At 73.6% G+C, this 13,369-nt stretch carries 11 protein-coding genes; 5 read left to right on the top strand and 6 right to left on the bottom strand.

What is annotated here, in order from left to right; genetic code table 11:
• Nucleotides 1-10: 10 nt before the first annotated feature.
• Nucleotides 11-5,206, bottom strand: a complete 5,196-nt coding sequence (locus DCW30_RS33940; protein WP_076686899.1) for an HD domain-containing protein — start codon at nt 5,204-5,206, stop codon at nt 11-13.
• Nucleotides 5,207-5,378: 172 nt separating this feature from the next.
• Nucleotides 5,379-6,374, bottom strand: a complete 996-nt coding sequence (locus DCW30_RS33935; RefSeq protein ID WP_076686898.1) for an amidohydrolase family protein — start codon at nt 6,372-6,374, stop codon at nt 5,379-5,381.
• 181 nt (nt 6,375-6,555) lie between these two features.
• Between DCW30_RS33935 and DCW30_RS33930 the strand changes: the two genes are divergently transcribed.
• The 5 genes from DCW30_RS33930 to DCW30_RS33910 all read left to right on the top strand — a co-directional run bounded on the left by DCW30_RS33930 (nt 6,556) and on the right by DCW30_RS33910 (nt 11,459).
• Nucleotides 6,556-7,551, top strand: a complete 996-nt coding sequence (locus tag DCW30_RS33930; protein WP_076686897.1) for a DEDDh family exonuclease — start codon at nt 6,556-6,558, stop codon at nt 7,549-7,551.
• 102 nt (nt 7,552-7,653) lie between these two features.
• On the top strand, nt 7,654-7,887 hold the full coding sequence (locus tag DCW30_RS33925; protein ID WP_076686896.1) for a hypothetical protein: 234 nt from the start codon (nt 7,654-7,656) through the stop codon (nt 7,885-7,887).
• A 111-nt stretch (nt 7,888-7,998) separates the two neighbouring features.
• The gene (locus DCW30_RS33920; RefSeq protein WP_062771933.1) at nt 7,999-8,787 is read left to right on the top strand and encodes an SURF1 family cytochrome oxidase biogenesis protein; all 789 of its coding nucleotides are present in this window, start codon (nt 7,999-8,001) and stop codon (nt 8,785-8,787) included.
• Nucleotides 8,788-8,914: 127 nt separating this feature from the next.
• Nucleotides 8,915-10,699: a glycoside hydrolase family 15 protein gene (locus tag DCW30_RS33915; protein WP_076686895.1), complete on the top strand. Its 1,785-nt coding sequence runs from the start codon at nt 8,915-8,917 to the stop codon at nt 10,697-10,699.
• 4 nt (nt 10,700-10,703) lie between these two features.
• On the top strand, nt 10,704-11,459 hold the full coding sequence (locus DCW30_RS33910; protein ID WP_062771927.1) for an SDR family oxidoreductase: 756 nt from the start codon (nt 10,704-10,706) through the stop codon (nt 11,457-11,459).
• A 26-nt stretch (nt 11,460-11,485) separates the two neighbouring features.
• Here DCW30_RS33910 and amaP read toward each other — a convergent pair whose 3' ends face one another.
• The 4 genes from amaP to DCW30_RS33890 are packed head-to-tail and all read right to left on the bottom strand — an operon-like array spanning nt 11,486 to nt 13,337.
• Nucleotides 11,486-12,064, bottom strand: a complete 579-nt coding sequence (gene amaP, locus DCW30_RS33905) for an alkaline shock response membrane anchor protein AmaP (protein ID WP_076689466.1) — start codon at nt 12,062-12,064, stop codon at nt 11,486-11,488.
• Between the two features lie 5 nt (nt 12,065-12,069).
• Nucleotides 12,070-12,807, bottom strand: coding sequence for a DUF6286 domain-containing protein (locus tag DCW30_RS33900; RefSeq protein WP_076686894.1), 738 nt, complete (start codon nt 12,805-12,807; stop codon nt 12,070-12,072).
• Nucleotides 12,804-13,148: an Asp23/Gls24 family envelope stress response protein gene (locus DCW30_RS33895; RefSeq protein WP_062771917.1), complete on the bottom strand. Its 345-nt coding sequence runs from the start codon at nt 13,146-13,148 to the stop codon at nt 12,804-12,806. Before DCW30_RS33895 ends, DCW30_RS33900 begins: the two co-directional genes overlap by 4 nt.
• Nucleotides 13,149-13,151: 3 nt before the next feature.
• Nucleotides 13,152-13,337 carry a hypothetical protein gene (locus DCW30_RS33890; protein ID WP_062771914.1) on the bottom strand — a complete coding sequence of 62 codons (186 nt, stop codon included), beginning with the start codon at nt 13,335-13,337 and terminating at the stop codon, nt 13,152-13,154.
• Nucleotides 13,338-13,369: the final 32 nt, after the last annotated feature.

Genomic DNA, 13,369 nt, shown 5'->3' with positions numbered 1-13,369 from the left:
CGTGAAGGGGTCAGCCGGCTTCCGGGCGGTACGGGTGTGCGTGCGGCGTCGGGGCGGGCTCGGCCGGGCAGTCGGGCGGGAGCGTCAGGCCGAACAGCGGGGCGTACAGGGCGTACCGGTCCCGCACCCAGCGGGTGGGCTTCTCCACTTCGCGTGCCGCGACGGCGATGCGGTCGGCCGTCACCTGCCCGGTGAGAGCGGGGGCGCGGCCGGTGTACCGCTCGGTGAGCAGGATGAGGTCCTGCCAGACGGGCACGGCGTCCGACCGCGGCCGGTCCACGGTCACCCGCACCCCGAGGGGGCGGTACAGGGCGACGTGGTCCCAGGACCGGTCCAGGGGCCGGCCGAAGCGCCCGGCGACGCGGAGGAGGTCGAGGGCGGTGACGGGGCGACCGCCGAGCAGGTCGGGTTCGAACATCGCCGTGTCGTGGGCGGTGGGCCGGTGGTCGCGCCAGCCCGAACTGCCGTCGGTGATCTCGGTCCACGGGGCGCCGAGGGGGGCGTAACGGGCCAGAGCGGCCAGGCTTTCGCCCAGGGTGTTGGCCTCGTCGCGCGCGTGCTGAATGAGGACGGTGATCCAGGGGGCCGGATGCCAGACCGCTCCCTCCTTCCCCATCACGCAGCAGGCGTGCACATCGGCTTCGGTGGGCCGCACGTCGGCGAGGTCCGCCGCGAGCGGCAGCGGCAACGACACCTCGTGTCCCGTCACGGGCCCCAGGGCGGTGAGCCGCTCGAAGGCCGTCCCCAGCGACACACCCGCCGAGGCCGCGGCGAGCAGACCGTAGGGGGCGTCGAACCCGACCTGCGCGCTGAAGAACCGGCTCTCGTCGTCGAGGGCGAGCATGCGCCGCCCCCCGAATCCGTCGTCGGGCAGCAGGGCGAGGTCGATCGGGGTCAGGCGCCGCCATTCGTCGACGAAGGCAGGAGCCGACTCCTGTACGAGCCCTCGGGCCGCCAGCCACTCAAGTGTCCGCTTCACCTGTTCGGTGTCGGCCTGTACGGCCTGCACAGCACGCGCGGTGTCGAGCAGGGGCGCCGGATCCACCAGCGCCTCCCGCATGAGCGCCACACGGTCGGGGGTGCGCAGCAGCTCTCGTTCGAGCCGGCTGGAGACGTGGTCCGCCAGTTCTCCGAGGGCGGGCGCGCGCACGCGGCGCTCCGCGAGGACGGGAGCGAAGCGCTCCAGCACGTCGGCGAAGGTGAGGGACAGCTTCTCGGAAGCGATCGCGAGCTCCCCGAGGGGCAGGTACGAGTCGTACTGCACCAGTGAGTCGAAGGTGCTGTTGAACTCGGCCCGAAGCTCCTCGCCCACCGCCGGGACGTCCTCCCGTTGTTCCGCTCCGGCCGGTTCGGGCAGCGGTGGCACGTGCGGCAGACCCAGCCAGGCGTAGTGGCCGAGCATCGCCGCGTAAGCGGTGTCGGAGGGACGCTCTCCCCATCCGGGCCGCCCCTCTCCACTCGCGAAGTGCGGATGCCAGGACAGCACCCGCAGATCCTCCGCCCCGGCCACCAGATCCGCCGGAATCTCGCTGACGGCCTCGGGCACCCGCAGGCGCAGCCCATTGGCCGCGAGCCTGCGCGCGCGGGCCAGCGCCTCGCCCACCGGGAGCCCGGTCCGCTGCGAGAAGACGCTCAGCACCACGAGCGGGCCGAGCCAGTTCTCCGTACCGGGCGCCCAGTAGGTGAGCAGGCCGCCATGGTCATCGTCACCCAGCAGCAACCGGCGGTCGAGGGCGTCGAGTTCCGTCGCGGCGGCCGTGTCCGGGTCGGGGACCTCGGGCACTTCGACGCCTGAGATGGCATGGCGCCTGACCATCCCGAGGAGCCGCCCGACGGTACGGCTCTCCTCCTGGGCGAAGAGCGCGGCCCGCAGCACAAAGGCCGTGCCCCTCGCCCGGGGATCGATCCGCGCTTCCCACGCCTGCGGGGCGGGGTAGCCCTCCGTCGTGTCCGGGAGAGGCAGTTCCGTGCTGCCGTCCCGGAGTTTGAGCGAGACGGAACGCAGGACGGCCGACCGCCAGGCGCTGAACGCCGTGTCCCTCTGGTAGCCGCCCCTTCTCCAGCCGTGTCGCTCCGACACGAGTTCCGGGTCCCCGGGGAAGTACCCGACGCGGCGGAAGGGGATGGCCGCGGTCCGCTCCCACGTCAGCCCGCTCGTGAGCCGCGCGTCCCTCGCCAGCAGCCGTTCGGTCAGCAGGGCGGCTCCGTCCGGCAGCCATGAACCGAAGTCCCAGAGCCACTCCAGGGTGAGCCACTCGGGCGGTTCGAAAGTGGCGCAGGCGGTCACGATCTGCCGGGCCACCCAGGCCTGGTCGTAGGAGAACACCTTGGTCCTGCTGGTGCTGATCTCCGGAGCGCGGGTTCCCCGCAGGTCCATCACGCAGCCGAACGGAAAGCCCTTCGGATGGTCGGCGAAGCGCTTCTCGGGGAGACCCGCCGTCCACATCGGAAGCTGAGATTCCGCGTCCTCCCCTCCATACCGCCACGGCTTCTCCGGCCGCTCCCCCACCAGCACTCCGTCCGCCAGCAGCCGCCCCGCCCCCGGCACCCACCACACGTCCCGACCGGCCCGCACCGCCCGCGAGGCGTCCCCCTGGTAGTAGAGCGTGTCCTTCTTCCAGGACCGGACGGCCTTCCCGTCCCGCTCGACCCGCATCGAGAAGTCGGACCGCCACACCAGGGCGCCCAGCTCCTTCGCCACGTCGACCGCGTGGTCGTCCTGAAGGTAGAGCCGGACGCAGGTCCCGCCCGAGGGCTGTGCCTCGTCGCGGTCACCGATGCGGAAGAGACTGCCGCTCGACGCGATGTCGACCCGCAGGCCGCGGCCCGACTCCGCGCGGCCGTACTGGTCCGTCACCCGCGTGGAGATGCTGATCTCGTCGGCCAGCATGAAGTAGCTGAAGACGCCGACACCGAAGCGGCTGTTCGGGAAGATCCGCAGGTTCTCGTCGGCCCGGCGCCAGCGCGCCTGTTCCCTGCGGTACTCGCGGGACTGCTCGAAGCGCCGCCCCGCGCGCGAGAACGTGCCCCGCAGCGTGTCGCGCCCCATGCCGACGCCGTTGTCCTCGCACTCCACGTACGGGCGTCCGTCGGCGTCCCTGCCCTGGCGGAAGACGATCTCCCCCTGCCAGGTGTACGCGATGCCCTTGGCCGCCTCGCCGTAGCGCAGGCGGGCCTCGCGGTAGCGGCAGGCGTCCAGGGCGTTCTGGTACAGCTCGCGCAGGGCGAGGTTCTTGTCGCCGTAGAGCTGGGTGCCCATCAGGAGTTCGCGCATCTCGTCCTCGGCGAGGCCGAAGCGCATGAGGGGCACTCCATAGGTGTCGCCCTTGGTGCGGGGGTCGTACTGGGGGCGCAGCCTGCGGCACGTGACGCGCTCCGGCAGGTGGGCGAGGAGGCCGTCAGGGGCGGCGGGGCCCACGTGCTCCCTGATGCGCAGCACCGCGTCGTCCGTCCAGCCGGTGAGCGCCTCGAGGCCCGCGTGGACGGCGGGGTGCGGGCACTGGAGGTCGAGGTCGACGGCCCTGGTGAAGCGGTCCCGGACCCAGCGCAGCTCGGCGACGCTCTCGACGGCCTGGCGGGGCCGCAGCCCGTCGGTGACACCGATGTTGTCGACGAGGACCCCCGGCAGGTCCCTGAGATCACCGCCGAGCAGTCCGGAGACGGCGGTCAGCCAGGACAGCTCCCTCGGGCGCCAGCTCTCGGTGACCTCACCGGTCCCATCCGGCCCCGGGCAGACGAGTTCGCTGAGCCGGAAGGGGGCCTCGCGCTCTTCGTCGTAGGACCGGGCGGGCACGACTCCGGTCTGACGGCAGACGCGGACCAGTTCGTCGGTGAGCTCGCCGACGCGCCGGGCGGGCGCCGCGTCCCCGATGAGGGCCGTGGCGAGGGGGGTGAGGAGCTGCGCGGCATACGCCTCGTCCCACAACTCCTCCCTGCCGCGGACGTGCCGGTGCATCAGCCAGGCGGCCACGGCCCGCGCCTCCTCGGTGCGTCCGCGGCCCGCCAGTTCGCGTCCCTTGCGCCAGATGAGCGCGTGGGCGGCGAAGGTGTGCTCCAGGTCCACGCGGTCCGTCTGCGTCTCGACGTCGTCCACCGCGGGATCGAGCCGGAAGGCATCGGCGCCGATGGCCGCCTTGACGCCGAGGGCGTGCAGCGCCTCCCGCACGAAGGGGGCCGCCGCGAGGACGGCGAACTCGCCCGCGTCGATGAGCGGCCCGCCCTGGGTCTGCGAGGGGGCGAGCAGCGGTCTGAGGCCCCTGGTCAGGACCCGTACGGGATAGTCGTCGTCCGCCCAGGGGTCCTGGACCCCTGCCGACGCGGAGCCGTACCACCGCGCGCACTCCTCGGTGAGCGCGACCAGCGCCTCCTGGACACAGGCCCTGCGGGCCGCGTCGCAGCGGACGGCGGCCCACAGCTCGGGGTCGCGGACCGCTGCCTTCCACGCCTCCTGGCGCGTGCGCCCCGAGCAGAGCGTTGCCGAGGCGATGGCGGCGGGGCCGCTCGGCGCGTAGTGCGGGGTGGGGGTCTGCCGGTGTCTCGCGGCGCGGGCCAGCTCCGTCGTGCGCGCCGTCGTGTACTCGATGACTTCGGCCACGGTCCGCGGTGAGGTGTCGGCGTCCAGGGCCTCGGCGAGCGCGCGCGTGAAGTGGCTGCCCGCCTCGTCGTCGGACCCGCAGGTCTGGCCCGGTCCGCAGCCGAAGAGCACGGCCACGCGGTCGTGTCCCGCGGGGAAGCTCGTCGCCCGGCCGCCGTGCGAGCCGCCGTCCGGGTCGGCGGGGTCGCGGCAGGCGTCGACGGTGAGCAGCACCGTCCCGGCCCTGCACCCCTGGAGCAGCGACGCGAGGTCGAGGTCGATGAGGCTGTCGAGCGCGACCTCGGGCGGGTCGGTGGCCCAGCTCAACTGGGCGTCCGCCGGCACCAGGTGGTCGGCGCCGCCGACCGAGAGGCCGTGTCCGGTGAAGTGGACGAGGACGGTGCCGTCCTCGGGAGCGGTGCAGCAGATCCGGCTGATCGCGCTGCGGATCCGGGAGCGCTGCGCGGGTCTGTCGGATGTGAGCCCGAGGACCTCGACGCTGTACCCGGAGGAGCGCAGCGCGGCGCCGATGAGCTCCGCGTCCCGGTCGACCGCGGCCGTCAAGTCGGCGAACTCTTCCTCCAGTTCATACCTCGGCACGGCGATGACCAGCGCCTGCTTGCTCTCCCCCATGGCCCGTGTCTCCCCTTCCGAGCGTGACACGGGCCAGGATCCCATAGGGCGCCGACAGTGGTCCCGGGCACCGGACGGCTACCGGTTCACCGGACCCGCACCGCCCCGCCCGCCGCGAAGACCGGGCTCGTCGCGTCGGCCGGGGGCTCCTTCAGGGGTTCGTCCAGTTCGCTCACCGCGGGGCCCCGCGCGCGGCGATCGTTTCGAGCCGCTCCAGGTCGAAGCCGTAGACGCGGGCCGCGTTGCCGCCGACCATGGCGGCGATCTCGTCCCTGGGCAGGCCCGCGTAGGCGGTGCGCAGCCCCTCGCGGGAGTACGGGTGGGTGCCCTCGTCGTGCGGGTAGTCGCCGCCCCACATGATCTTGTCCAGGCCGATGCGGTCACGCAGGGCCGCCTCGTGCGGGCGCATGAAGCTGGCGCCCACGAAGCAGTTGTCCCGCCACACCTCGGAGGGGCCCTTGCCCATGGCCTCGGCGAGGCCCGCGCCGAACTTCGACTCCGCCGTCTCCGCGGTTCCCCCGCTCCTGGCCGCCGCCACCAGCCGCGCGTGGCAGTAGTCCAGCATGTCGAGCACCCCCGGTATCCATCCGGAGCCCTGCTCGGTGAGGACGAGCCGCAGCCCCGGGTGGCGCTCGAAGACGCCCGACCAGAGCAGGAACGACAGGGGCCGCCCGGGCCACCACGTCACTTCGGATACGTAGATCCCGAGGTGGTCGCCGTACTCGTGGCGGGGCACGGCCCCCGAGTGCGTGAGGACGGGCATCGCGCACTCGGCCGCCGCCGCCCATACCGGGTCATAGCGCCGGTCGTGGTAGGGCGCCTTGTCGACCCACATGGCGGGGATCATCAGCGCCCCGAGCCCCGACTCCTTGGCGCGGTGGATCTCGGCGACGACCCGGTCGGCCTCGCCGGTGACCGGCAACAGCGCGACGTAGCAGTGCCGTTCGGGGTGCTCGGACACGAAGTCGGCGAGCCAGCGGTCGTGCGCCCGCGCGCCCGCCATGCCGAGTTCGGGGTCCTGGTCGCCGGAGAGGCTGAGGCCCACGCCGAAGGGCGCGGCCGTCCGGCTGTCCACGGCGTCCGCGTCGGGGAAGACGACCTCGGCGGCCACCCCGTCGCCGTCCAGCTCCTTCTGGTCGAGCGCAACCGTGAACGCGCCCCCGTCCAACGCCCCGCGGAGGAGGAGCCGTGGACGGCGGAGGCGGCGGAGCGGGACGGCGCGCTCGCCCGCGCCCTCGCCGCACCGCTCGATCCGGAGGCGCTGTTCACCGCCTCCGTCACGGCTCTGGTGGCCGGGCTCCTCGGACCGGGGAGCTGACTGTCAGTCGCGGCCCGTATCCTCATGGACCATGCTCGAAGACCGCACGACCGCAGCGTCCGCCGCCCCCTGGCCGGCCGCGTATCCAACGGGGTACGCGGTCGTCGACGTCGAGACCACCGGCCTGGCCCGCGACGACCGCATAGTGTCGGCCGCCGTCTACCGCGTGGACGCCCGGGGCGAGATCGAGGACCACTGGTACACCCTGGTGAACCCCCAGCGTGACCCGGGCCCCGTCTGGATCCACGGTCTCACCACCGAGGTGCTCGCGGACGCGCCGCTGTTCACGGACATCGCCGAGGAGTTCGCGAGCCGCCTCGACGGCCGCGTCCTGGTCGCGCACAACGCCGTCTTCGACTGGTCGATGATCGCCAGAGAGTACGCGCGCGCGGAGCGCACCGCCCCGGTGCGGCAGCGGCTGTGCACCATCGCGCTCTCCAAGGAGCTCGCGCTCCCGCTGCCCAACCACAAGCTGGAGTCGCTGGCCGCGCACTTCGGCGTCGAGCAGCGCCACGCGCACAACGCGCTCGACGACGCCCGCGTCCTCGCCGAGGCGTTCCGTCCGAGCCTGCTCGCGGCCGCCGGCGGCAATGTCCGGCTGCCGCTCCTGGAGTGCCGTCCGCTCACCGAGTGGTCCGACGGCCCGCCCCGTGTCGTGCGCCAGTCGACGGGGTCCGCGCCCGCCGCCGCGTACCGGCCCACGAGTTGGCGCCCCTCGCGCAAGCGCCCGCCGTGCCCGTACCCGAACCCGGGGCGTTACGAACCGGGCAAACCACTCAAGCAGGGCATGCGGATCGCCTTCTCCGGGGACACCTCCATCGAGCGCGATCTCCTTGAGGACCGGGCCGTCGAGGCGGGCCTGCACATCGCCACGAGCGTGTCGCGCCTCACCAGCCTGCTCGTCACGAACGATCCGGACTCGGGCACCTCCAAGACCGTCAAGGCGCGCGCGTTCGGCACCCCGGTGATCGACGAGGCCGCCTTCGGCCAGCTCCTCCCGGACGTGGCGCCCGCCTCGGACGGGTGACGGGCGGGCCGGTGGCGCGGCGACCGTCAGACGGGTGATTGGCGGGCGACTCGCCCGCCGACGGCTCGCCCCGCACCGCCGTCGCGTCCCACGCTGTGGCGCATGGCACGTTGCGAGGTCTGCGGAAACGACTACGGCATGTCCTTTGAAGTGCACGCGCAGGGCGCGGTGCACGTCTTCGACTGCTTCTCCTGCGCCATCCACCGCATGGCGCCCATCTGCGAGCACTGCCGGTGCCGGATCATCGGCCAGGGCGTCGAGGTCGACGGGCACTGGTACTGCGGCGCCCACTGCTCACGCGCGGAGGGCCGGGTGGGCATCATCGACAAGGTCTGACCCGGGCCCATCCGCGCGGCGCTCCGGCTCCACCCCGCCCCACCGGCTCCCTCCCCGTCCCATCCCGACCCCACTTCCGGACACCCCATGACCGAGTTGTACGGTCGTGGGGTGTACCGCTTCCTGTTGTCCCGGCAGTGGGTGATCCTCACCCTCATCGCCCTCGTTCTCATCCCCGTGATGGTCGAGCTGGGCTTCTGGCAGTTGCACCGGCACGAGCACCGCGTCGCGCAGAACCAGCGGGTCTCCAAGGCGCTGAGCGCCGACCCGGTCCAGGCCGAGAAGATCACTTCCCCCGGGCACGAGGTGCCCAAGGCGGATCTGTACCGCAGGGTGAGCGCCGAGGGCAGGTTCGACACGGAGCACGAGGTCGTCGTGCGGCGCCGCACGAACTCCGACGACAAGGTCGGCTTCCACGTCCTGACCCCCTTCGTCCTCGACGACGGCAAGGTGCTGCTCGTCAACCGCGGCTGGATCCCCGCCGACGGCCCGCAGACCGCCTTCCCGAAGATCCCCGCGCCGCCCAGGGGCAGGACCGTCGTCACCGGCCGCTTGATGGCCGACGAGACGTCCGCGGAGAGCGGCATCAAGGACGTCCGCGGCCTGCCGGACCGTCAGATCATGCTGATCAGCAGCGGCCAGCAGGCCCACAGCCTCGGCAAGGAGGTCCTCGGCGGATACGTCGAGCAGACCTCGCCCGAGCCCGCGGGCGACACCCCCGAGCTGATCGACGAGCCCGACCACGGCAGCATCGGCCCGCACATGGCGTACGCGGTCCAGTGGTGGCTGTTCGCCGCCGGTGTCCCGGTGGGCTGGGTCGTCCTGGTCCGCAGGGAGCGCCGCGACCGCGCCGCCGCAGCGGCGGCCCCCGAGCAGGAGCCGACGCCCGCGGCCGTCTGAGCCCACGGCGCGGGGAAGCGGCCCACGCCACCAGAAGCCCGCTCTCCGGGGACCCGAGAGCCGCAGGTCGGAGCCGATTGTCCCGGCCCGCCGATTGGCGGAGCCGACTCACGGGAACGCGTTCTGCGTGCCTCGCCCCATCGAAGACCTCGCGCTCATCGGCGACCTCCAGACCGCCGCCCTCATCGGCAGTGACGGCTCGCTGGACTGGCTGTGTCTGCCCCGATTCGACTCCGCCGCCTGCTTCGCCGCCCTGCTCGGCGACGAGGAGAACGGCCACTGGCGCATCGCCCCGAAGGACGCGAACGCCTGCACCCGCCGCGCCTACCGGCCCGACTCCCTCGTCCTCGACTCCGAGTGGGACACCGAGGACGGCTCCGTCCGCGTGACGGACTTCATGCCGCAGCGTGACCGCGCCCCCGACGTCGTCCGCATCGTCGAGGGACTCAGCGGCCGCGTCACCGTCCGCAGCACGCTCCGGCTCCGCTTCGACTACGGATCGGTCGTGCCCTGGATGCGCCAGGTGGACGGCCACCGCGTCGCCGTCGCGGGCCCCGACTCGATCTGGCTGCGCAGCGAGCCCGCCGTGCACACCTGGGGCCACGCCTACGGCACCCACTCCGAGTTCACCGTCGAGGAGGGCGAGAAGGTGGCGTTCGTCCTCACCTGGCACCCCTCCCACGAGCCGCGCCCCGCGCTGGTCGACCCCTACGAAGCGCTGGAGCACAGCCTCGTGGACTGGCGCGCCTGGACCGCCCGCTGCCACTACGAGGGACCGCACCGCGACACCGTCATCCGCTCCCTCATCACCCTCAAGGCCCTCACCTACGCGCCCACCGGCGGCATCGTCGCCGCCCCCACGACGTCCCTGCCCGAGGAGATCGGCGGCGTACGGAACTGGGACTACCGCTACTGCTGGCTGCGCGACTCCACCCTCACGCTGAACGCCCTGGTCGCGGCCGGCTTCCTGGAGGAGGCCGAGGCCTGGCGCGACTGGCTGCTCCGCGCCGTCGCGGGCAACGCCGACGACCTGCAGATCGTGTACGGCCTCGCCGGTGAGCGCCGGCTGCCCGAGTACGAGGTCGACTGGCTGCCGGGCTACGAGGGCTCCCGCCCGGTGCACGTCGGCAACGGGGCCGTGGACCAGCTCCAGCTCGACGTGTACGGCGAGGTCGCCGACTCCCTGTACCTCGCGCGGAAGGCGGGCCTGCACAGCCGTCCGCACGCGTGGAACCTCCAGCTCAGCCTCCTGCAGTTCCTGCGCGAGAACTGGCGTGCGCCGGACAAGGGCCTGTGGGAGATGCGGGGCCCCGACCGCCACTTCGTGCACTCCAAGGTGATGGCGTGGGTCGCCGCCGACCGCGCGGTGCGCACCCTGGAGGAGCAGCCGGACCTGCGCGGCGACATCGAGTGCTGGCGCGAGCTGCGCGACGAGATCCACCGCGAGGTCTGCGAGCGCGGCTACGACGCCGAGCGCAACACCTTCACCCAGTACTACGGCTCCACCGAACTGGACGCCTCGCTGCTGCTCATCCCGCGTACGGGTTTCCTGCCCCCCGACGACCCGCGCGTCATCGGCACCGTCGACGCGGTCCGCGCCGAGCTCGACCACCACGGCCTGATGCTGCGCTACACCTCGGCCGGGAACACGGTCGACGGCCTGCCCGGCGAGGAGGGCACCTTCCTCGTCTGCTCCTTCTGGCTGGCGGACGCCCTGCACATGACGGGACGCACGAAGGAGGCGCGCGAACTGTTCGAACGCCTGGTGGGGCTCTGCAACGACGTGGGGCTGCTCGCCGAGGAGTACGACCCGGTGAGCGACCGCCAGCTCGGCAACTACCCGCAGGCGTTCAGCCACATCGGCCTGGTGAACACCGCCCTCGCGCTCTACGGGGCGGACGCGCGAGACTAGGCGCATGGATCTTGGACTGGAAAACCGTGTCTACGTCGTCACCGGCGCCACCCGCGGCCTCGGCAACGCCACCGCGCGCCGGCTCGTCGCGGACGGCGCGAAGGTCGTCATCACCGGGCGCGAGGAGAAGACCGTCGCGGAGGCCGCCGCCGAACTGGGCGCGAACGCGGTGGGCGTCGCCGCCGACAACGCCGATCCGGCCGCCCCGGGCCGCCTGATCGCGGCGGCGCGCGAGCACTTCGGCGGCTTCGACGGCGTGCTGATCAGCGTCGGCGGGCCCGCGCCCGGCTTCGTCGCCGACAACACCGACGAGCAGTGGCAGACCGCCTTCGAGGCGGTCTTCCTCGGCGCCGTGCGGCTCGCCCGCGCCGCCGCCGCCGAGCTGGGCGAGGGCGGCGTCATCGGCTTCGTCCTCTCGGGGTCGGTCTACGAGCCGATCGCGGGCCTGACGATCTCCAACGGCCTGCGTCCCGGCCTCGCCGGGTTCGCCAAGTCCCTCGCGGACGAGCTCGGCCCGCGCGGCATCCGCGTCGTCGGCGTGCTCCCCGGCCGCATCGCCACCGACCGCATGCGCCAGCTCGACGGTCTCTCGCCGGACCCGGAGGCGACCCGCGCCGCCAACGAGGCGGGCATCCCGCTGCGCCGCTACGGCACCCCGGAGGAGTTCGGCCGCACGGCCGCCTTCCTGCTCTCCCCCGCGGCCTCGTACCTGACCGGGATCATGGTGCCGGTGGACGGCGGGGCCCGCAGCGGCTTCTAGCGTCGCGGCCCCGCGCGCCCCGTCCGTCAGCTCACACGCCGGGCGCGGTGCTTGACGCCGCGCAGCCGGACCGTGGCGGGCAGGCTCGCGAGGCCCGCCGACTCACGGGCGTGGGCGAGGGCTTCGGCGCCGAAGCGGTGCAGCGCGTCGGCGGGCGCGGCGCGGGGTTCCAGGGCGAGCTCCGCGCGCGCCCTCGGCGTACCGCGCCGCCCGGTCAGCGCGACCCGGGCCCGCTCGACGCCGTCCTGCGCCTCGGCCTCGCCGGCCATGACGCTCTCCAGGGCGCGCCCGCGCACCACAGCGCCCTCGCCGTCGCCGGTCTCCACCAGGACCTCCGCGAGGCGGCGCCTGCGGAGCTGGGCCGAGAGCCACCACAGCGTGAGCAGCACGAGCAGCGCCAGGACGGCGATGACCACCGGCCAGAACCATCCGGCGTCCCGCCATCGGGTCCGGTCGCCGTCGCTGAGCAGCACGTCGTGCCGGCCGTCGTGGATCCACCAGGAGGGCGGCGGCGCGCCGAGCCCCACGGCGAGCACCGAGCCGCCGAGGACGAGCAGGACGAGCCCCGCCAGGGCCAGGAGCACGCGGTTGACCGTGCGCGGCATGGTGTTCACCCCTTCCTGCCGGGCCGGGTGACGCGCACGAGGACGCCGGGCGGGCGGGCCAGCCCGAGGTCGTCGACGCCGCCGGCCAGTGCGGTGTCCAGGTCGTCGCGTACGTCGTCGGGGTCGCGGAAGTGCGAGACGGCCCGCACGCGCACCTTGGAGCGCCGCACGCGGACCCGTACCGACTGCACGCCCGGCACGTCCATCGCGCGGTCGCGCAGCATCATGGCGGCGGCGGTCCGCTCCAGCCCCGCGCGCACGTCGGAGTCGGTGCGCCGCATCGGCAGGAGCTTGCGCTGCCCCGGGGTCGCGGCGAGCACGAGCAGCCAGAGGCCGAGAGCCGCGGCCACGCCCGCCCCGACCAGGACCGCGGTGTCGTCGAGGGGACGCTCCCCCAGCTCCCTGGCCAGCTCGCGCCGCCAGTGCATCGCGGAGTGGTCGGCCCGTACGGCGACGACGTCGTACAGGAGCAGTCCCGTGCCGGCGAGGACCAGTACGGCGAGCAGGGCGGCGGGCACCCGGCGGCGGGACCAGAACCGTCCGGCCCCGCGGCCGTCCTCGGCGAACGTGGGCGGCGGCCCGTGGCCGGCGGCGGAATCGGCCCGGTCCGGCTCTCCCCGGGGTCGAGTCCCCTCGGGCCCGGTCTGATCGGGCGCTGTCTCCTCGGGCCCCGTCCCTTCGGAGCGGGCCTCTTCGGCGGGCGGCAGCGGCCGGGCGCCGTCGCCCCCCTCGGCCTCCCTCATCGTGTCCTCCCCTGTGCCGTGGCGCGGACCCGCGCCGAGTGCAGCCGTTCCACCTGGACCGCCACTTCGGGCACGTCCATGCCCGCCAGCGCCTTCACGCGCTCGGCGACGTGGCGGCGCACCTCGCCGCAGCGTCCGCCGATGTCGCAGGGGTAGTCCAGTTCGAGGCTGACGCGGACGCGGGCGGTGTCCTGGTGCACGGCGACCGTGGCGTGCGGCGGTGAGCCGCCGTCCGGCACCTCGTCCACGGCCTCACGCGCCGCCTGCGCGGCGATCTTCGCGACGACCCGGTCGGCGATCCGGGTGGCGCCGCGCTCCCCCGGAGCGACCTGTGCCGCCACCGCTCACCGCCGCCGGTCGCCGCGGCCGCGGAAGAAGTCGCCGGGTTCCAGGTCCCCCTCCAGGAACCGCCCGGCCACGAAGCCGACGGCTCCCAAGGCTGCCACCAGCAGGAACGCCCCGAATCCACCGAAGTATCCGGCGAAGCCGAGCGCCATCCCTGCCACCATGCCGATCACGGCCATGCTCATCGTGCGCTCCTCATCGTGCGCTCCCTGTCCTG

Origin of the sequence: Streptomyces alfalfae (genome assembly GCF_004127445.1) — a bacterium.
GTDB lineage: Bacteria > Actinomycetota > Actinomycetes > Streptomycetales > Streptomycetaceae > Streptomyces > Streptomyces alfalfae.
The sequence above is the reverse complement of the archived record's forward strand: the minus strand, read 5'-3'. Positions and strand labels throughout refer to the sequence as shown.

Coding starts and splice junctions, on each gene's coding strand:
- DCW30_RS33940 (WP_076686899.1), bottom strand. CDS start 5,206: ATGGGGGAGAGCAAGCAGGCGCTGGTCATCGCCGTGCCGAGGTATGAA.
- DCW30_RS33930 (WP_076686897.1), top strand. CDS start 6,556: ATGCTCGAAGACCGCACGACCGCAGCGTCCGCCGCCCCCTGGCCGGCC.
- DCW30_RS33925 (WP_076686896.1), top strand. CDS start 7,654: ATGGCACGTTGCGAGGTCTGCGGAAACGACTACGGCATGTCCTTTGAA.
- DCW30_RS33910 (WP_062771927.1), top strand. CDS start 10,704: ATGGATCTTGGACTGGAAAACCGTGTCTACGTCGTCACCGGCGCCACC.
- amaP (WP_076689466.1), bottom strand. CDS start 12,064: ATGCCGCGCACGGTCAACCGCGTGCTCCTGGCCCTGGCGGGGCTCGTC.
- DCW30_RS33900 (WP_076686894.1), bottom strand. CDS start 12,807: ATGAGGGAGGCCGAGGGGGGCGACGGCGCCCGGCCGCTGCCGCCCGCC.
- DCW30_RS33890 (WP_062771914.1), bottom strand. CDS start 13,337: ATGAGCATGGCCGTGATCGGCATGGTGGCAGGGATGGCGCTCGGCTTC.